Source organism: Komagataeibacter diospyri (genome assembly GCF_043995075.1).
Classification (GTDB): Bacteria; Pseudomonadota; Alphaproteobacteria; order Acetobacterales; family Acetobacteraceae; genus Komagataeibacter; species Komagataeibacter diospyri.
Genome location: NZ_CP171836.1, coordinates 1,039,425 through 1,057,851, shown reverse-complemented (window position 1 = coordinate 1,057,851; position 18,427 = coordinate 1,039,425). Strand labels below are relative to the sequence as shown.

Genomic DNA, 18,427 nt, shown 5'->3' with positions numbered 1-18,427 from the left:
ACCGTTGAGAAGTAACAGGACCGACCGCAGCTCCCGCTCCCCGCGCCGCGGCGGGTTTGACGATGATTTCATGTCGTCGCCTTCATTTGGTGATCGCGGCGCCCCGCCGCCGCGCCGCTCCTTTGGTGGCGGAGGTGGTGGTCCCCAGATCGTCGCATCCGGCCCGGAAATCAGCGCCACTGTAAAGTGGTTCAACAGCGAAAAGGGCTTCGGCTTCGTCGAGCTGTCGGATGGTTCGGGTGACGTGTTCCTGCACGCCAATGCCCTGAACCCCACCGGCCACGCGACGGTCGCACCGGGCACCACGCTGGTGGTGCAGATCGGGCAGGGTCCCAAGGGGCGTCAGGTCGCAAGCGTCGTGTCCGTTGACGAGAGCACGGCCCAGCCCGAGCGCCCCCGTGCGGCTTTCGGCGCGGCACCCGGCGCACGTGGCGGTTTCTCCCGCTCCGGTCGTCCTGCCCCTGACCTGTCGCATGCACAGGACATGCGCGGCACGGTCAAGTGGTACAACGCCACGAAGGGCTTTGGCTTCATCACGCCGGAAAACGGCGGCAAGGACATTTTCGTCCATGCTTCCGCGCTGGAACGCTCGGGCCTGTCCGGCCTGACGGAAGGCCAGACGGCGAACGTGCAGGTTGTCGAAGGCCAGAAAGGCCCCGAGGCAGCAGCACTGTCGGTGGACTGATCTCCCTGTCCCGCCCCGTCAGCATGGCGGGCGCGGGAATGGTGAACAGATAAAATGAAACAGGGCCGTCCCGGTTGGGGCGGCCCTGTTTCATATTGTGCTTCCTGCATCATGTATGCAGATCAGCCTGATGCTTGTGTGGCCTGTAAGGGCGCACCTTCAAAATAACTGTTTGATAGACAATTTCCGAGTGCCGCCTTTTTCAAAAAAGGCGGATTGCCCGAAGCTTTTTGGAAGCAGCTTCGCCAGAAACTTTCCTGAATTCATAAACTGTTTCATGGGCTGGCTTCTAAAGCAGCCTCTGAAAACATGCCTTGTCCTAATGGCGGGGCAGGTCAGTAATCGCCACCCTTGTTACGCATCAGGCGGGCTTTGTCGCGTTGCCAGTCGCGATCGGCTATGGCCTGTCGCTTGTCTGCTTTCTTGCGTCCCTCACCCACACCCAGCGTCAGCTTGGCAAGGCCGCGGCTGTTGAAGTGGATGTCTAGCGGCACAAGGGTCACGCCATCACGCGCGACTTCTCCTAGCAGCCTGTCCACCTGTTTCTTGTGCAGCAGCAGCTTACGCGGTGCGCGCGGCTCGAAACGTGACAGCACGCCGCCCTGATATTCGGGGATATAGCTGTTGATGAGCCATATCTCCCCATTGCGTTCACCGGCATAGGCTTCGTTTATGGTGGCACGGCCCATCCGCAGGCTCTTGACCTCGGGGCCTTTCAGCACAAGGCCTGCCTCCACCGTATCCACGATGGTGTAGTTGAAACGGCCCTTGCGGTTCTGGGCTGCGATCCCGGTCGAGATCATGCCGCTGCCCTTGCTCTTGGCTGCCATGGGTCAGTCCAGCAGTCCGACGGTGGACAGGGCGGCCTTGACTTTCTCCCGGCTGGCATCACTCAGCGGGGCCAGTGGCAGGCGGCAGGTTTCCCCCATCAGGCCCAGCACGCTTGCTGCAAACTTGACCGGCACGGGATTGCTTTCGCAAAACAGTGCGTCATGCAGTGGCAGCAGCCGGTCCTGCAGTTCCATAGCTTCCATCACATGACCGTCGTTCCAGTTCTGTTGCACCTGCGCGCACAGCGCGGGGGCGACATTGGCGGTCACACTGATGCAGCCGTCGCCACCGGCGGCCAGGAAGGATACGGCAGTGCCGTCCTCGCCCGAAATCTGGTTGAACGGCTTTTTCACCGCGCGGCGCACCAGCAGCGGGCGCAGCAGGTTGGCAGTGGAATCCTTCACCCCGATGATGTTGGGATGCTGCGCCAGCCGCGCCATGGTCTCCACCGAGATATCGATGACCGACCGGCCGGGAATGTTATACAGGATAAGCGGGATGCTGATCGCGTCTGCCACGGCCATGAAGTGGCGGTACACCCCTTCCTGTGTCGGCTTGTTATAGTACGGCGTCACCACCAGCACGCCCGACGCCCCAGCCTGCTGGGCCTGCTGTGCCATGGCCACGGCTTCCGCCGTGCTGTTGGACCCTGCACCTGCAATGACGGGCACGCGCCCCGCTACGGATTTTATGGTGAATTCCACCACCTTGGCATGTTCATCATGCGTCAGTGTCGGGCTTTCGCCCGTCGTGCCGACCGGCACCAGGGCGGACGCGCCCTGCTGGACCTGCCAGTCGATGAATCGGCCCATGGAGGGCAGATCCAGCGACCCGTCCTCGTTCATGGGGGTAATAAGGGCGGTAATGGAACCCTTGAACATGGTTGTTTCCACCTGGATCCTGTGTCGTGGCTGTGCATGCGCCGGTGGTTCCGGCACGTTGTTTCCTGTGGCCAGCCCCGGGGCATGGGGCGGACGATACCGTTATATAGACAATGGCACGGGGGGCAAAACATGCCCGCCATGCCCGCCCCATCAGGGTTTTCGCCGGAAGGGCGACGCGGGATAGACGCCCAGGATCTCCTGCTGTTCCGAAAAGAACGAAAGTTCGTCCAAGGCGCGCGCCAGTGGCGGGGCGTCGGGGTGACCTTCCACGTCCATCAGGAACTGCGTGGCTGAAAACGACCCTTCCAGCATATAGCTTTCCAGCCGCGTCATGTTTACGCCCGCCGTGGCGAGACCACCCAGCGCCTTGTACAGCGCGCCGGGCTGGTTGTTGACGCGGAACAGCAGCGTGGTCATGAAATCCGGTCCGGGCGGCGGCAGGATCTGGGGCCTGCGTGACGCGATATAGAAGCGCGTGGTGTTGTGGGTGGCGTCTTCCACATTGCGGCGCAGGATCTCAAGCCCGTTGAGTTCGGCCGCAAGGGCGGAGGCCACGGCCACATCTTCCCTGCGTCCCCAGTCACGCACCATTTCGGCCGCTCCGGCGGTGTCGAATTCCACCACCGGATCCAGCCCCAGTTCGGTAATGATGCCGCGCACCTGCGCCATGGCGACGGGGTGGGTATGTACACGGCGGGCATCGGCCAGCGTGCTGCCGGGTATGCCCAGCAGGCAGTGTTCCACACGCTGGAAGTGTTCCCCCACAATGAACAGCCCCGCTTGTGGCAACAGCGCATGGATGTCGGGCACGCGGCCCGCCAGGCTGTTTTCACACGCCAGCATGGCCAGTTCGGCCTGACCGTCATGTACGGCGGCGATGGTCTGGGCGAATGTCTGGCATGGCAGCGTGGTCCAGCCGGGCTTCGCCTGTCGGCATGCAAGGTCAGAATATGCGCCGGGTCGGCCCTGAAAGGCGATGATGCGCTCCCCGTTCATGCTCCGGTCCCCGGTGCTGCGGCTTTCAGTACCGTCCGCGCACGTTCAAGGTCGGCGGGCGTATCAACGCCAAAGGGTGCGGTGGCGATCCGCGCGCACCCCATGGTCATGCCGGCTTCCAGCGCGCGGAGCTGCTCCAGCTTCTCACGTTTTTCCAGCCCGCTTTCGGGCAGGCAGACAAAACGGGCCAGCGCCGTGCGGCGATAGGCGTAAATGCCGATATGGTGCCACAGCGGCCCTTCCCCCCACGGTATGGGCAGGCGGGAGAAATACAGCGCGCGCGCCACCTGCGCACCCTGCCCGAAGGCACAGGCGACCTTGACCACGGATTGCGCCGCGGCTTCCGCCTGATCGTGCACGGGGGCGACAAGGGTTGCGATGTCAGTGGCCGCATCGGCCAGCGGGCGCAGCACGTCACGCAGGTTTTCGGGATCAACGCCAGGCAGGTCGCCCTGCAGGTTGATGACGGTATCATGCAGCCCCTGGGGGTCCAGTTGCTGCAGGGCCTGCCATATGCGGTCGGACCCGGATGGAAGCGCGGGATCGGTCAGGACCGCCGTGCCGCCCGCGCGTTCCACCACATCGGCAATTTCATGCTCCGCCGTGGCGACGGCCACGGGGCCGACACCTGCGGCACGCGCGCGGTCCAGCACATGGACGATCATGGGACGACCGGCAATATCGGCAAGCGGTTTGCCCGGCAGCCGGGTCGAGGCCATCCGGGCCGGAATCAGGACAATGGGATTCATAGGATCTGGGTCTGGGCCATCCGTAATCTGTCGCGGCGGCGGGGGCCGTCCGCTGCCGTGCATGCTTCACACAGGGCGCGCGGCAGTCTAGGTAAGGAGCGGTTTTCATGCAACCGTATGGGAAGGACGCCCGATTTCATGGACAGTGTACGCCTTAACCAGATCGGGGCCGCCTGCCTCTGTGCCGCACTTGCTGTCGGGGCCAGCTGGGGTGTCGCCCGCACCGCCGTGCCTGAACAGGCCCCGGCAAAGCCCGGCGTGGCCATTCCCCACCCGGTGGCCCCCGCGGGTGCATCCATTGATGATCTGGTGGCAAAGGCCAGCGTGGAAAAGGGCCATGCCATAGCCGACCGGCAGTGCGCGATGTGCCACAGCATGGCGCCGCAGGGACCTGCCATTATCGGGCCGGGCCTGTTTGGCGTGGCTGGCACGCATGTGGGTGACATTCCGGGTTACGAATTCTCGGACGCGCTGAAGGCGCACAAGGACGAGACGTGGACCAACACTACCCTGTCCGCATGGCTGAAATCTCCCGCGGAATACGCATCGGGCACCAAGATGTCGTTTCCGGGTATCGCATCTGAAACCGAGCGCGCGGACGTGATCGCCTACCTCAACTCCCTCAAGCCGGAGACACCCTGATGACCACCCTGCCCGCCGGGTTCCCGCGCGATAAGGTGCTGGAGGCGGCACAGGCCGCAGCCGACGTGGCGCGCAGCGTGGTGCTGCCTTTCTTCCGCCGGGGCGTGCTTGCGGATGACAAGAATGACGCCAGCCCCGTCACCATAGCCGACCGTACGGCCGAACGCGCGATTCGGGCCGTGCTGTCCGAACGCCTGCCCGGTTTTGGCGTGATGGGAGAGGAATTCGGGCTGGAAGGGGCTGACAGCCCGTATCGCTGGGTCATCGACCCGGTGGATGGCACGCGCGCCTTCCTGACCGGACGGCCGACCTTTGGCACGCTGATTGCCCTGCTGCACGACAATGTCCCGGTTCTGGGCATAATCGACCAGCCCGTGACGGGAGAGCGGTGGATCGGCCTGCGTGGCGAGGCCACGCGGTATGTCTCCACCCTGCCCGGCACGCCGGCCACACGGGCCTGCGCTGATGTGGGGCGGGCGGAACTGTCGTGTACTGCGCCCGAAATCCTTGATGCCCCCCACCGGCCCGGTTTTGACGCGCTGGCTACTGCGGCCAAGCGCACAAGCTGGGGTGGGGACTGTTACGCCTATGGCCTGCTGGCGCTGGGGCAGATCGACATTATTGCCGAATGTACCATGAAGATATGGGACTGGGCCGCCCTTGTGCCAGTGGTGGAAGGGGCCGGCGGGCGCATGACCGACTGGGCGGGGCAGCCGTTGCGCGCCGATGGGGACGGCACGGTCCTGGCGGTGGGGGATGGCGGCCTGCTGTCCCATGTGACGCGGCTGCTGTCGCCTTCCATTGCCATAAAGTAACGGCGCCAAATCATCTTTCCCCCTAGCGGGGGCACGGCCAATCGGATAGGGACGGACCCATCTTGACCGTACAGAAGCGGGAGCACGCGACATGACCAGCCAATCCAACGGACATCTTTCCCTTCCCAAGGACAAGATCCGTATCCTCCTGCTTGAAGGCATTCATGACAGTGCCGTAAAGCTGCTGAAGGACAACGGATACGAAAACGTAACCCGCCTGAAAACGGCGCTGGAGGGGGAGGCCCTGCAGAAGGCACTGGAAGGCGTGCATATCGTTGGCATCCGTTCGCGCACGCAGCTGACGCGCGAAGTGATCGAGAAGGCAGATCGTCTGATCGCCATCGGCTGCTTCTGTATCGGCACCAACCAGGTGGACCTGAGTGCCGCGCGTGAAGGCGGTATCCCGGTCTTTAACGCACCATATAGCAACACGCGTTCCGTCGCAGAGCTGGTCATGGGCGAGATCGTGATGCTGATGCGCCGCATTTTTCCCAAGTCGGAGGAATGTAATGCCGGTATCTGGAAGAAATCCGCCACCAACAGCTGGGAAGTGCGCGGCAAGACGCTGGGTATCGTTGGGTATGGCTCCATCGGGTCGCAGCTGTCCGTTCTGGCGGAAGCCTTCGGCATGCGCGTGTTCTATTACGACGTGATCGACAAGCTGGTGCACGGCAACGCAACGCCGGTCGATACGCTGGAAAACCTGCTGGCGCAGAGCGACGTGGTCAGCCTGCACGTGCCCCAGACCCCGGAAACGGCGGGCATGATTGGCGAAGCCCAGATCCGTGCAATGAAGAAGGGTTCGTTCCTGATCAACAACGCCCGTGGCAACGTGGTGGACCTTGATGCGCTGGCCGCAGCCCTGAAGGACGGTCACCTGCTGGGTGCTGCGATTGACGTGTTCCCCAAGGAGCCGAAGGCGGCTGGCGAGGAATTCCAGACCCCGCTGCGCGGTCTGGACAATGTGATCCTGACGCCACATATCGGCGGATCCACGGCGGAAGCGCAGGAGCGCATCGGCGTGGAAGTGGCGCGCAAGCTGGTGGAATACTCAGATGTCGGCTCCACCCTGGGGGCTGTCAACTTCCCCACCGTGCAACTGCCGGAAAACCCGCATGGCACGCGCTTCATGCATGTGCACCGCAACGTGCCGGGCATCATGCTACAGATCAACGAGATATTTTCTTCCGAATCCTGCAACGTCACCGCGCAGTACCTGCAGACGGCGGGTGAACTGGGTTACGTCGTGGTGGAAGCGGATACCGGCCGCGATGTGGAAAAAGATAACCGCATCCTTGACCGCCTTCGTGCGCTCAAGGGAACCCTGCGCGCGCGCCTGCTGTACAAGCAGCAGTAATGCGCACGGCCTGATTGTATATACGGAACGGGGGCATGCCGATTGGGCGTGCCCCTTTTTTATGTCTGGCCGTCCGGGCTTTTACTGAGCGAGCATTGGGAAAGCCTGTCTTTGAGGCATTCTGCAAATTGAAAAGACGTTTTTGGTGAAGCCTTTTTCAAAAAAGGCGGTGCCCAAAACCTTTTTATTTTTAAGTGTCAGGGCACGTTCAGGAAGGTTGCCGGTTCGCTACGGCGCAGCCGGGCATGACGTTGGGTGTCCGTTTCCATCACGCAGGCCATGAGCAGCGCGATCACCCAGCCCACCCCGGTCATGCCGGTGGCACAGTTCACCACGGCCACCACCGCCGCGTTATGGACCTTGCGCCGACAGGCAATAAAGGTCGGTAGCAGGAACACCACCATGCCGGAAGCCGCCCCCAGTACAACGGCAAGGAGGACAGCCGAGCCGATTTCCAGCCCGGTCCCCTGAATGGATTGCCAGCCACGGTAGATCTCATAAGTGGAGGGAACATGGATATTCATCGCGCTTCATGCTAATCCTGAATGCAGGCGTGCCGCCATACCATATCGCGCGCCGGGCATTGGCAGCAGCATGAACGTGTCGGCCCGTATCCAACTTGTCAGGGTTTTTTTACAGTGCGCAGTCATGTGTGCCCCAAGGGGGACAACCTGTGATCTGGGGTGATTTCCAGGCGGTGATCCAGCTTTCAGCGGGTCTCAATGTCGCCATCCTCAGCTTTGTCGATATCAGCCTGCCCGCCATCAAGGAACGCAGGCGCGTCTTTGCCAAGGCCCGGCAGGAACTGGAACTGCACCGCAGTGGCACTGACCACCAGCACCCTGATGACGCGGAGGACTATGCCGCCGCAGTGCAGGAAATGGACCGCAAACTGTTCCTGTTATGGCAGGAATCCTCCACCTTCATTCGTGAAGAGGAATCCCTTATCCGTTCCACCGGCGTGCTGGGGGTATTCGGCGCAGTGCTCAGTCTCGGGCTGCTGTGGTACTCGGCCGAACATTATGGCGGGATCATATCGCTGATGGGACGGGTGCTGATCATCCTGTCTTTCTGTTCGCTGCTGGGGGCGTTTCTCATCAACTTCATGACCGCGTCTCAGGCAGGCGTATTTACCAAGAAGTGTAATTCCATCCGTGATGAAATGCACAAGCGGCTGTAGCGGTGGAATCCTGTAAATCATAAAGAAGTTTTTGATGAAGCTTTTTTCAAAGAGCTTCAGGAAACGCTGTCTTTTTGAAAAAAGGCGGCACCCAAAAAACTTTTATGACTTTTTCTCAGTTTGATATCGCGCCATGCGGACGCATCCGCCACAGGATGCGCGCGCCCAGCAGTGCGAACACCGCCACCAGCCCGATTCCGTTACCGCACCACAGCCCCGATGGCCCCATGCCGTGGTGGAAGGCCAGATAAACCCCACAGGGAAACCCGATGCCCCAGTAACCGAGAACGGCCAGTACCATGGGGATTGCGGTATCGCCCTGCCCGCGCAGGATACCGGTGGCGATGACCTGTGCCGCATCGGGGATCTGGAACGCAGCCCCCACCAGCAGCAGTCCCATCGCAAGGCTGACCGCCTGTGCGTTTTCCGGCAGGGTGACATCCAGGTAGAGGCTGATGATGGCATGCCGTCCCAGCGTCAGTATCAATGTCATGACGCATGCGACGGCAATACCCAGCGCCATGCTTGCCCATGCGGTGCGTCGCATCATCACGGGGTCGGCCCGTCCGGTCCAGTATCCTACGCGGATGTTGCATGCCTGTCCCAGCGCCATGTACACCACGAAACACTGCACCCCCATGCCCAGCATGATCTGGAACGCCGCCAGCGCGCTGTTGCCCATCCGGGCGGCCTCCAGGCTGTTGGCCTGAAACAGCGTGACCTCCGCCATGGCGGCTGCCATCATGGGCAGGCCCGTGCGCAGCAGGGCGAGTGTCGGTCCCCATTCATGCCCGCGCGGACGCAGTGCCGCGCGCAGTTCGGGTCGGCGGATCACAAACGCCAGCATGATGAACGGCATGCACCATAATGTAATGACCGTGGCGGTGGCCGATCCGTACAGGCCCAGCGCGGGCAGGCCGAACCACCCATGGATGAGTGTCGCGTTCAGCATCCCGTTGACCACCGTGATGCAGGGCATGACGCGCATGAGGATTCCCTGCGCCCCCATGACCGGCAGCGCCGTGGTCAGGATACCCTGTCCCAGCAGTGCGGGTGGCACGGCCCACATCAGCATACGCACGAAATGGATGACGGGCGCGCGCAGGCTATCGGGTTCATGCATCCATGCCAGCAGCCGGTCCACATGCCACAGGCAGAACAGTTCGGGCACGCACAGCGCCAGCGCCACCGCCAGCATGGAGGTCATGATGGTGCCCAGGCTGGCATGGTCCTGCCGCCCCCGGGCCTGCGCCAGCAGGATGCCGCCTGCTTCGATCATGGCGGCAAGGATGGCGTTGAGCGTGAAGAACGTGCCGGTCGCAAGCCCCCCGACCGCCAGCGCCGACGCCCCAAGCCCGCCCAGAAGCACGTCATCTGTCGCACCCATCAGCATCTGCACAAACTGTGACAGGCCCATCGGCCCCGCAATGGCAAGAATGGAGCGGAATTCCACCCCGAAGGCTTGTGTTGGACGCGTCATGCAACCCTGCTGTCAGCCATGGTCGGGCATGGCCATGTCTGCCGTATGGTATCTGTCGGGGCTTTTTATATCATTCCTTTACATGTCGCCAGCATATGTCGGCTCTGATTGACACGCGCCACTTTTCACGCCACCCGTGCCACATGGGGTGCGGGCTGGTAGCGCAAAATGGCTGATTTCAGGGGATGGTGGTCGTGACGCAGGCACCATGCTGGCCCATGGTCCCACTTGGAGTGCTGGTGGACTGTCTTGACGCTCGTCGCGTGCCGCTTAATCGCGCGCAGCGTGCCCGCAGGCCCGGACGTGTTCCCTATCATGGGGCCAGTGGGGTTGCGGGATATGTTGACGGGGCGCTGTTTGACGGTCCGCTTGTCCTGCTGGGGGAAGACAGCGCCCCCTTTTTTGATCCCATGCGTGATGTCGCGTTTTTTCATAATGGTCCGTTATGGGCAGGCAACCATGTGCATGTACTGCGGCCACGCATGGGCATGGATGGCCGTTTCATGGCGCATGCACTCAATACCGTGTCCTTTGGTACGTATGTGGAGGGCGCGACCCGCCCCAAGCTGACCCGCACGCGCATGAACAGCCTGCCCATACCCTGCCCGCCGTTGCGGCGCCAGCACGTGATCGCCCGGCTGACTGACCATCACATGGACCGTCTTGACCGGCAGTTGCGTGAACTGGACGCACAGGCGACGGCCGCGGATGAATACGCGCAGGCAATCATTCATCACGCGGTCCTGTCCGATGGCGCGCCGTGGCCCGGGCCGGTGCCCGCCCGTGGGGCAATGCGGCCCGTGGGCAGCGTGTTTGACATTGTAGGCGGCGGCACACCCGCCACGGGCAACGCGGCCTGTTGGGGGGATGACGTGGCGTGGCTGACCCCGGCAGACCTGCCCGTCGGGCCGCCTGCATGGGTGGGGCATGGCGCGCGCGGCCTGTCCATCGCAGGTCTTGCGGCATGTCGGGCCACGCGGGTGGATGCGGGCGCGCTGGTTGTTTCCACCCGCGCGCCGGTGGGGCGTGTTGGCATGACAACGGTACCTGCTGCCGTAAGCCAGGGATGCAAGGCCCTTGTGCCGCGCGGACAGGATGTGGACCTGCGCTATGCCGCCCTGCTGCTGCGCGTGGCAGCCCCGGAACTGCGGCGGCGCGCGGGGGGCAGCGTGTTTCCCGAAGTGGACACCGTGACCCTTGCCTCACTTGAGTTATGCCTGCCCCCGTTGGAACGGCAGCGCGCGGTGGCGCAAAAGGTATGGGACGTGCTGGACCGGCAGGCGCGGCAGGCGTATGCCCGCGGTCAGCTACGTGCCGTGCTGCGTGAATATCGCCCTGCCCTGCGGCTGGCCTGCGTCAACGGGCATGGAGCGTAAGTGTGGCTGATCGCACGGCGCGACGGGGAAGATCGAAATGAATACAACAGGCGAATGCAGTGCCCGCGTACCGGCGGCAGCCGACATGGACGTGGATGTGGACATCACCATCCTGCCCCGCCCCACCCGGGCGGATGAGGACGCGGTGCTGGCCATCCTGCGTGATTTCACACGTGGCATGGTGGGCTATATCGACAACCATGACCTTGTCATCGTGATCCGGGACCGGGTCACGGGCACGATCCGCGGCGGACTGGTGGCGCAGTCACGCTGGGGGGAGATGCATATCGACATGTTGGCGGTCTCCCCCCATCTGCGCGGGCGCGGCATGGGGCGCAGGTTGATTGATATGGCCGAACGGGAGGCACGCAGGCGGGGCTGCGCCCATATGTGGCTTGATACCTATGCATTTCAGGCGCGCACCTTTTATGAAAAGGTGGGGTTTGAGGTCTTTGGGCAGCTTGATGGGCCACCGCCTTTCTTTCCACGTTATTTCATGCGCAGGCTGCTGTCGGCGCCGGATGGACGCTGAAATATTCAGGAGTTGTTAAGGCAGCCGGGCTAGCGTGCAGTGCGGTGTGACCATCATGAAAATGCGCGGAACGGGAAAACACGCACTCACGTGCCACGCGGGGTGTGCTACGGTGCCTGAAATTTACGCCGCATCATCGGAAACAGCAGGAACAGATTACGCCATATGGATGAAAACCGGAGCCGGACCCAGTATATCGGGACCTTTATATTTGTATGCGCGGTCCTGCTGTTTTCCGCGTGGATCGAACAGTCGTTCCTGTTTGCCTTTGTCTGGGGCGGTATTCTTGGCATCACGACCTATCCACTGTATCACCGGCTGGTCGGGCGTGGCATGGGCAACCGGGTTGCGGCAGGGCTGATCGCGGCAGGCATTTTCGCGCTGCTGGCGGTGCCCATGATCGCCATGGCGGTACGGGCGGGGATGGAATTGCCCTCGCTCATGGCATGGGGGCGCGGGGCGCTGCATGATGGCATTCCCGTCTCGCCACAGGTGGGGGAAATCCCGCGCATCGGTCCGCGCCTGTCGGCCCTGTGGCAGCGTTATCTGTCTGACCCCGATGAACTGCGGCACTGGACCAGTGTAGCCTCGCGCATGTTCGCCACGGGCGATGGGCGCGAACTGCCGCATCGGGTGATGGAAATGACGGAAACCTTCGTCATCGCCACGCTGTCGGTCTATTTCTACCTTGCCGCGTCACACACGCTGGTGACCGATATCCGCGCTGTCGGCCGCCGTTTCCTTGGTGACCGGACGCGCGATGTCATGCGCAACACCGTGGGTGCCGTGCGCGGCACGGTCGCGGGTCTGGTGCTGGTGGGCCTGGGTCAGGGCGTTCTGGTGGGAGTCGGCTATTTCATTGCAGGCACGCCCCATCCCGCATTGCTGACTCTGCTGACGGCGGTAGTCAGCATTATCCCCTTCTGCGGGCCGATCCTGCTCTGCATCACCACGCTCATGACCTTTGCGGCCAATGGCGTTACACAGGCGATCATCGTGGCAGTCATTGGTACCATCGCCTATGGAGCGGGGGATCATTTTGTCCGGCCCAAGCTGATCAGTGGCAGCACCAGCATCCCCTTTCTTGCGGTTCTGACGGCCATTCTGGGGGGACTGCATATGTTCGGGCTGCTGGGACTGTTCATGGGACCGACGGTCATCGCGGTCGCCCTGTCGCTATGGCGCACGGCGGCGGCGGAAGAACAGGCGCGTTAAGGAAACGTGGCTGACACTGCCCGTCCGCTGCTTTCGGCTGCTGCCATCTGGCGTGTGGCCGACCTGCTGCGCGGTGGCATGGAACCAGTGGAATACGGGCCGGTCATACTGGCGTTCACCATGCTGCGACGGCTGGAACTGGCGCGCGTCCGCCCCGCGCGCTGGCTGGATGCGGTGGCGCGCGCGTCTGAGCCGCAGGACTGCCTTGACCGCCTGATTGCCCGCCTGCCTGCCAGCGTGCGAGAAATTGTATTGCAACTGGAGGTCCCGTCCCTTGCCCGCCGCCTGACGCGCGCAGGCATGCTGGGGATGATGGCGGCGCATTTTGCGGCCCTTGACCTGTCCCCCGCCCGGTATGGCACCGAGGCGATGGCACGCCTGTTTGAGGAACTGGTCCATTACTTCGCCACCAGTCAGCGCACGGGCGCGCATTTCACCCCGCCGGAGGTCACGGACCTTATGGTAGACCTTGTGTTCGCCCCTGATGGTCCCGGCACGCACCACGCGCTGTATGACCCGGCGGCGGGCACGGGCGCGCTGCTGGGCCGGGCCGCAGACCGTCTGCTGGCGCGCGGAGTGACAGCTGATCTGTTCGGTCAGGAAATCAGTTCCCGTGCCTGCGCCCTGTGTCGTGCGGACATGCTGTTGCGTGGACATGTGCCGGAGCATATCGCCTGTGGTGATACACTGGCCCGGGACGGGCATGCGGGTCGCCGTTTTGCCCGCATGCTTTCCAATCCGCCCTTCGGACTGGACTGGCGGCATATCCGGGACACGATACAGGCTGAACATGCCAAAGGGGCTGTCGGGCGTTTTGCCCCCGGCCTGCCACGTGTGTCGGACGGGTCCATGCTGTTCATGCTGCATCTGGTTGCACATATGCGCGCCCGCCGTGCGGGGGGGGCGCGCATTGGCGTGGTGACGCATGGGGCGGCGCTGTCTGGTGGTGGGGCGGAGTCCGGTGAATCCGCTATCCGCCGGTATCTGGTGGAACGTGGCCTGATTGACACGATCATTGCCCTGCCCACGGACATGTTCGTCAATACCGGTATCGCGACCTATATCTGGATACTGGACAACAACAGGCCCGCTGCGCGGCGGGGTATGATCCGGCTGGTTGATGCCACGGGCCTGTGGCAACGCGCCACCTCCGGCAGTGGGGAAAAACGGCGCGAGATGACGCAGTCCCAGATTACTGCAGTCGTACAGGCCTGCATGGTCGATACGGCAATGGATATCATCCAGCGTGATGGAGCGGATGCCGCATCGGTACCATGGCAGGTGCTGGCGCACGACGCCCCCACGCCGGACGGGACGGTGGATATGCATCGGGTGGCGTTTTCGCGTATCCTGCCGGGACGGGAATTCCTGTACCGCAGCCTGACGGTGACGCGGCCCGCGCGTGATGGCGTACCCGCACGCACGACCTTCCGCGTGGGGATGGAACATGACCCGCAGGCATGGTTCAGCCAGATGATCCAGCCTTATGATCCTGCTGCCCGACTGGATACGGCCCGCACCGGCACTGGCTGCGCCATTTCCTTCGCGCGGTATTTCAGCCATGACGTCCCGTCGCGTCCGCTGGCGGAAATCGAGAGGGATCTGTGCCAGTCCATGGCGCGGCTTGTGGCGCTCATGCCTGACGGGGGCAACGGAGAACCATGAGTGGCCTTTGGTGAAGCTTTTTTTCAAGAAAGCTTCACCAAACACTTTTATCGACAGATCAGCACGGGTCATGGGGATCGATGGTGGCCTTGTTTTTCCCCACGTAATGGAATTGCCGGGCTACAGGCCGACCTGTCCCTGTTCATCAAGATAGTACAGGAAATCATTGATTGTATGGAACTCGTTCAGGTGATCCAGCACGTGATAGGCGAAGGACAGTGCCCCGGCCCGGCATGTCGCGCGCTGTTCCGGATCGGCTATCATGTCGAAATCCGCCGTGTGGGCGTAACCGATGATGCGGCGGATGATCTCTATCCCCGCAAAACCGATGGTGTCGCCCATGACTTCATCCATGAACGCCTGCTGGGCCACGTGTGCCGCCGGGCCATAAGCCAGCGGGTGCAGCGTGCCCGGCGGTGCGGCCTCGTTTCCTTTCCATAACCCCATGAACTGGTCATGGAAGCTGCCCCAGAAGGCCGCGATGTCACGTAGCGTGGCCTTGCGCGCCGTCCGGTCAGGTGTTGCGAAATAATGCAGCACCAGATTGCCCACGAACATGCCGCAGTCAAACCCGATGGGGCCGTATATTGCGAATTCCCCGTCAATCACGCGGGTATCGTCCGCCGTGCTCATGATCGATCCGGTATGCAGGTCGCCATGCAGCAGCGCCTGTGGCTGTGACAGGAAACGTCGGCGCAGGTTTTCAACCGCCAGCAGTGTCGCGGCACTGGAACGGATATCCAGCACGATGGGTGTCAGGATCGGGTCGTGCCAGTGGTTGCGCGGGTGGTCGCGGTATGGGTCATCCAGCACCAGGTCCAGCGTGATGCGCGTCAGGGCCAGGTTGGCGGCAAAGGTGCGCCGCGTGGTGAACACCTCCTCGAACGGGCGGGCCAGAAGCGATGTGCCAAACGTGGCATGAGCGATGAAGGTGCCTATGCGCGGCGCCACCCCGGGCCAGTCCACGCCCTGCATCAGTGCCGTGCGCAGCACGGTATGTCCCGACAGGCTTTCGACAATCAGGACATACAGGTCCCGGTCGAAAAACAGGCATTCCGTCGTAAGGCCGCCCACCAGCGGCAGTACCGTGCGCAGCCATGCGGCTTCGAAAAACGTCCGGTCCAGCGGCATTTTCCATGCCGGGTCCACGCGCACATGCGGCAGGGACTGCTTCAGGCAGACTTCCCCTGCAGGCCCGGCGATCAGGAAGACGTTGTTGAGGTTGCCATCACTGACCTCACGCACCTGCCACTGCGCGGGCGCACCACCAAGGCGCGTGGCCACGTCCGGCAGGCCCGCGATCAGGTCACATATGCCGTTCGCGTCCAGCGTGTGGTAGGGGGTCTGGGTCATGCGGCTCTCCTCATGCCATGCGCCGCGTGCTGCGGAGGTTTCGGGCGTGGCAGGGTTGCGCGCAGTCGGCGGTGATGCAACGCTTTTTTATAATTGCGCACGGGCAGGCACCGCAGTAACCCGAATGGATAAACATTAACAGGACGAGGAACGCGCACATGCCCGTCAGGGATCCCAAGGTGATCGAACACCTGAACACCCAGCTTACGAACGAGCTGACGGCCATCAATCAGTATTACCTGCACGCCCGCACACTGCGCCACTGGGGCGTTACCCTGCTGGGCAAGAAGGAATATGAAGAATCGATCGAGGAAATGCGCCACGCCGACTGGCTGATCGAGCGCATCCTGTATCTGGGTGGCCTGCCCAACGTGCAGCGCTACAACCAGATCCTGGTGGGGCAGGATGTGGAGGAAATCCTCAAATGCGACCTGAAGCTTGAAGAAAAGGCCATTGGCGACCTGCGCGAAGGCATCGCCTATTGCGAAAGCGTGCGCGATTTTGTCTCCCGCGACCTGTTCCTCAAGATCCTGGTCAACGAGGAAGAGCACGAGGACTTCCTCGACCGTCAGTTCGACCTGATCCGTCAGGTGGGGATCGAGAAGTATATCCAGCTCAACTCCGCCCCTGCGCCCGATCAGGACTGACCATTTCCCGACCGGCGCCACACGGTCCCGCCAGCCCACGGGGACAGGCGGATGGCGGTGGCGCCATCCCTTCCTGCCACGCAAGGATGTCCAGCAGTTCAAGAAACGCGTTTTCCATGAACATGCAGGCGTGGCGCATGGATAGCCGGGGTGATGGCATGGCGGGTTATCCTGTCATCATGCGGTGATGCGCGACCGTCCGGGTCGCGCGCTCCCCGTGATATGTCTCCTACAGACCGCCGGTCTGTGCGACGGTGGCGTTGCTGGGCCACATGATGTGGGCCGTGCCCATGTCGGCACTATGCCAGCGCATGGCTGCAAGGCAGCCCGCGCCCACGGGTTGCGGTGCGGCTGCGGGCATGGCGGAGGCCACGCCATGGACGCCTGCCCCCTCGGCGATCTGTGGTCGGGTCCAGCGCAGGCTGTGCGCGGGCGGGCTGCTGCCCCCGCCGTTATGGCCCCGGCGCGGAAGCCAGTAGCCAGCGCCCGCCATGCAGGCCCCAAGCTGGGTGATGGCGGCGGCAAAGGGGGACAGGACATGATGGTGAGTGAAGACCGGCCGCAGCGTGCGGCGTACTTCGGCCTCGCGCCCTTCCTGTGCTGCTGCGGCAGCGATGAGGAAGCGGTTTTCCGTACCTGTCAGGTGTGTTGCACTGCAGATCGCCACATCCATCGGGCCATTCTGGTAGGCGCGCAGCCGCCCCAGCGCCATGCGGAAAGCATCGGCCACGGCGGCGAAGTCCGACCGGAAGCATGGCAGGGCCAGGCCGGGCATATGGCCCGTCCCCTCACCCGCGCCACTAAGACGGCGCACGCACCAGACCAGCAGGCGTTCGCTGCACGAAAGATCATTCATGAAAACTGTCGTGTTGGTCATCATCCGCTCGGGCCTTGGCGAAGCCCGCTCCCTGTTATGTCTGTAAAATGGTGATAATGAGAAAGATTATCATTTGCAATTAAAATCGACGTGCATAACGTCTTATCCCTACTGGACCGCGGCGGCCTGTCTGGATTACGTTACAGAACGATGAAAGAGCCGAATTCCCCCGATTCCCCCCTGGCGGACCTGTGCCGCCAGCGCGGCCTGAAACTGACAGGCCAACGTCGGACGATTGCCTTCGTCCTGTCTGACAGTGATGACCATCCGGATGTGGAGGAACTGTACCGCCGTGCGGTGGAAGTGGACCCGCGCATTTCAATTGCGACGGTGTACCGTACCGTACGCCTGTTTGAAGAAAACGGCATCCTGCAGCGCCGTGACTTTGGCGGTGGCCGTGCGCGGTACGAAGTGGCGGATGGCGACCATGGCGATCACTATCATCTGATCGATGCCGATACCGGCAAGGTCATTGAATTCGAGAATACCGAACTGGATTCCCTGCTTGAGGGAATCGTACGCCAGATGGGCTATGACCTCGTCACGACCCGCCTGTCCGTTGTCGGCCGCAGGAAAGCGAAGACGCGTACGCGCGACTGACCTGCATTTCTCACCCCGCCTGATAGCATCCCTTGGTGGTCAGGGGGCCGGCGCCATCCATCTGGGGTGGCGGCGTTCGATCCATTCCAGCATGCGCGCGGTCAGCTTGCGTAGCGGGGGCACGTCCTCCGCCAGCAGGATAAGGCCCAGCGGCAGCATCCATACCCCCAGCACAGGCAGGAAGCTCAGCAGGCCGCCCACGATCAGCATGCCGCCCAGAATGGCCCGCAGCCATCCCCGTCCCGGCTGCAAAAGCCAGCGCATGGCCTGTTCTCCCCGCGCGGGCAGGCGGCGCAGCAGCCGTTCCAGCCGCTGACGGCGCAACTGTTCAGGGTCCATTTCTACCGGCGCTTGGCCGTCGGGCGGGATGGCATTGTTCATAAACATATGATGGGGTCATCCCCCCTGCCCCGCAACCCGTGCGCAGGAACGTGATGGATGGACAGGACAGCGGAAAAGGTCCGGATTTTGATATAGTTCAATGCTGGCATCATAATTCACGCGCCAGTGTCCGGGCATGATGCATGTCCTTTTTCATCCCGT

General features: G+C 62.7%; 21 protein-coding genes. 11 read left to right on the top strand and 10 right to left on the bottom strand.

Features of this window, described 5'->3' with window-relative positions; genetic code table 11:
- Positions 1–4: 4 nt before the first annotated feature.
- Positions 5–685: a cold-shock protein gene (locus ACE2AA_RS04865; RefSeq protein ID WP_141260116.1), complete on the top strand. Its 681-nt coding sequence runs from the start codon at positions 5–7 to the stop codon at positions 683–685.
- Positions 686–1,020: 335 nt separating this feature from the next.
- Here ACE2AA_RS04865 and smpB read toward each other — a convergent pair whose 3' ends face one another.
- The 4 genes from smpB to ACE2AA_RS04845 all read right to left on the bottom strand — a co-directional run bounded on the left by smpB (position 1,021) and on the right by ACE2AA_RS04845 (position 4,145).
- On the bottom strand, positions 1,021–1,515 hold the full coding sequence (smpB, locus tag ACE2AA_RS04860) for an SsrA-binding protein SmpB (protein WP_141260115.1): 495 nt from the start codon (positions 1,513–1,515) through the stop codon (positions 1,021–1,023).
- 3 nt (positions 1,516–1,518) lie between these two features.
- Positions 1,519–2,397 carry a 4-hydroxy-tetrahydrodipicolinate synthase gene (gene dapA, locus ACE2AA_RS04855; RefSeq protein WP_141300003.1) on the bottom strand — a complete coding sequence of 293 codons (879 nt, stop codon included), beginning with the start codon at positions 2,395–2,397 and terminating at the stop codon, positions 1,519–1,521.
- 153 nt (positions 2,398–2,550) lie between these two features.
- Entirely contained in the window at positions 2,551–3,396 is an 846-nt protein-coding gene (locus ACE2AA_RS04850) for a prephenate dehydratase (protein ID WP_141260114.1), read from the bottom strand.
- Complete coding sequence (locus ACE2AA_RS04845; RefSeq protein ID WP_395371515.1) at positions 3,393–4,145, bottom strand: 3-deoxy-manno-octulosonate cytidylyltransferase; 753 nt, start codon at positions 4,143–4,145, stop codon at positions 3,393–3,395. Before ACE2AA_RS04845 ends, ACE2AA_RS04850 begins: the two co-directional genes overlap by 4 nt.
- Before the next feature lie 138 nt (positions 4,146–4,283).
- On the opposite strand from ACE2AA_RS04845, the gene ACE2AA_RS04840 reads away from it, so the two are divergent.
- From ACE2AA_RS04840 to serA, 3 genes are all read left to right on the top strand, one after another.
- Positions 4,284–4,787 carry a cytochrome c family protein gene (locus ACE2AA_RS04840; RefSeq protein ID WP_141260112.1) on the top strand — a complete coding sequence of 168 codons (504 nt, stop codon included), beginning with the start codon at positions 4,284–4,286 and terminating at the stop codon, positions 4,785–4,787.
- The gene (locus tag ACE2AA_RS04835; protein ID WP_141299991.1) at positions 4,787–5,602 is read left to right on the top strand and encodes an inositol monophosphatase family protein; all 816 of its coding nucleotides are present in this window, start codon (positions 4,787–4,789) and stop codon (positions 5,600–5,602) included. Before ACE2AA_RS04840 ends, ACE2AA_RS04835 begins: the two co-directional genes overlap by 1 nt.
- A gap of 91 nt (positions 5,603–5,693) precedes the next feature.
- On the top strand, positions 5,694–6,959 hold the full coding sequence (gene serA / locus ACE2AA_RS04830) for a phosphoglycerate dehydrogenase (RefSeq protein WP_141260110.1): 1,266 nt from the start codon (positions 5,694–5,696) through the stop codon (positions 6,957–6,959).
- 197 nt (positions 6,960–7,156) lie between these two features.
- On the opposite strand, the gene ACE2AA_RS04825 is transcribed toward serA, so the two are convergent.
- Positions 7,157–7,483, bottom strand: a complete 327-nt coding sequence (locus tag ACE2AA_RS04825) for a superinfection immunity protein (protein WP_141260109.1) — start codon at positions 7,481–7,483, stop codon at positions 7,157–7,159.
- Positions 7,484–7,632: 149 nt separating this feature from the next.
- Between ACE2AA_RS04825 and ACE2AA_RS04820 the strand changes: the two genes are divergently transcribed.
- Positions 7,633–8,139, top strand: coding sequence for a hypothetical protein (locus ACE2AA_RS04820; protein WP_141260108.1), 507 nt, complete (start codon positions 7,633–7,635; stop codon positions 8,137–8,139).
- Positions 8,140–8,254: 115 nt separating this feature from the next.
- Here ACE2AA_RS04820 and ACE2AA_RS04815 read toward each other — a convergent pair whose 3' ends face one another.
- Positions 8,255–9,619, bottom strand: coding sequence for an MATE family efflux transporter (locus tag ACE2AA_RS04815; protein ID WP_395371511.1), 1,365 nt, complete (start codon positions 9,617–9,619; stop codon positions 8,255–8,257).
- Positions 9,620–9,837: 218 nt separating this feature from the next.
- On the opposite strand from ACE2AA_RS04815, the gene ACE2AA_RS04810 reads away from it, so the two are divergent.
- The 4 genes from ACE2AA_RS04810 to ACE2AA_RS04795 all read left to right on the top strand — a co-directional run bounded on the left by ACE2AA_RS04810 (position 9,838) and on the right by ACE2AA_RS04795 (position 14,407).
- On the top strand, positions 9,838–10,995 hold the full coding sequence (locus ACE2AA_RS04810) for a restriction endonuclease subunit S (protein ID WP_395371509.1): 1,158 nt from the start codon (positions 9,838–9,840) through the stop codon (positions 10,993–10,995).
- 37 nt (positions 10,996–11,032) lie between these two features.
- Positions 11,033–11,527, top strand: a complete 495-nt coding sequence (locus tag ACE2AA_RS04805; protein ID WP_395371507.1) for a GNAT family N-acetyltransferase — start codon at positions 11,033–11,035, stop codon at positions 11,525–11,527.
- Between the two features lie 165 nt (positions 11,528–11,692).
- Entirely contained in the window at positions 11,693–12,742 is a 1,050-nt protein-coding gene (locus ACE2AA_RS04800) for an AI-2E family transporter (protein ID WP_141260101.1), read from the top strand.
- Between the two features lie 6 nt (positions 12,743–12,748).
- The gene (locus ACE2AA_RS04795; RefSeq protein WP_395371505.1) at positions 12,749–14,407 is read left to right on the top strand and encodes an N-6 DNA methylase; all 1,659 of its coding nucleotides are present in this window, start codon (positions 12,749–12,751) and stop codon (positions 14,405–14,407) included.
- A gap of 120 nt (positions 14,408–14,527) precedes the next feature.
- On the opposite strand, the gene mtnK is transcribed toward ACE2AA_RS04795, so the two are convergent.
- Positions 14,528–15,760, bottom strand: a complete 1,233-nt coding sequence (gene mtnK / locus ACE2AA_RS04790; protein WP_141260099.1) for an S-methyl-5-thioribose kinase — start codon at positions 15,758–15,760, stop codon at positions 14,528–14,530.
- A 158-nt stretch (positions 15,761–15,918) separates the two neighbouring features.
- Here mtnK and bfr point away from each other — a divergent pair, with 158 nt between their 5' ends.
- Positions 15,919–16,407, top strand: coding sequence for a bacterioferritin (gene bfr, locus ACE2AA_RS04785; RefSeq protein WP_141260098.1), 489 nt, complete (start codon positions 15,919–15,921; stop codon positions 16,405–16,407).
- On the opposite strand, the gene ACE2AA_RS04780 is transcribed toward bfr, so the two are convergent.
- Positions 16,376–16,567 carry a hypothetical protein gene (locus tag ACE2AA_RS04780; protein WP_395371502.1) on the bottom strand — a complete coding sequence of 64 codons (192 nt, stop codon included), beginning with the start codon at positions 16,565–16,567 and terminating at the stop codon, positions 16,376–16,378. The genes bfr and ACE2AA_RS04780 overlap by 32 nt on opposite strands.
- 69 nt (positions 16,568–16,636) lie before the next feature.
- The gene (locus ACE2AA_RS04775) at positions 16,637–17,287 is read right to left on the bottom strand and encodes a hypothetical protein (RefSeq protein ID WP_395371500.1); all 651 of its coding nucleotides are present in this window, start codon (positions 17,285–17,287) and stop codon (positions 16,637–16,639) included.
- 147 nt (positions 17,288–17,434) lie between these two features.
- Between ACE2AA_RS04775 and ACE2AA_RS04770 the strand changes: the two genes are divergently transcribed.
- A complete protein-coding gene (locus ACE2AA_RS04770; protein WP_141260095.1) occupies positions 17,435–17,884 on the top strand; it encodes a Fur family transcriptional regulator in 450 nt (149 codons plus the stop codon).
- 39 nt (positions 17,885–17,923) lie between these two features.
- On the opposite strand, the gene ACE2AA_RS04765 is transcribed toward ACE2AA_RS04770, so the two are convergent.
- Positions 17,924–18,271: a hypothetical protein gene (locus ACE2AA_RS04765; protein WP_395371498.1), complete on the bottom strand. Its 348-nt coding sequence runs from the start codon at positions 18,269–18,271 to the stop codon at positions 17,924–17,926.
- Positions 18,272–18,427 lie beyond the last annotated feature (156 nt).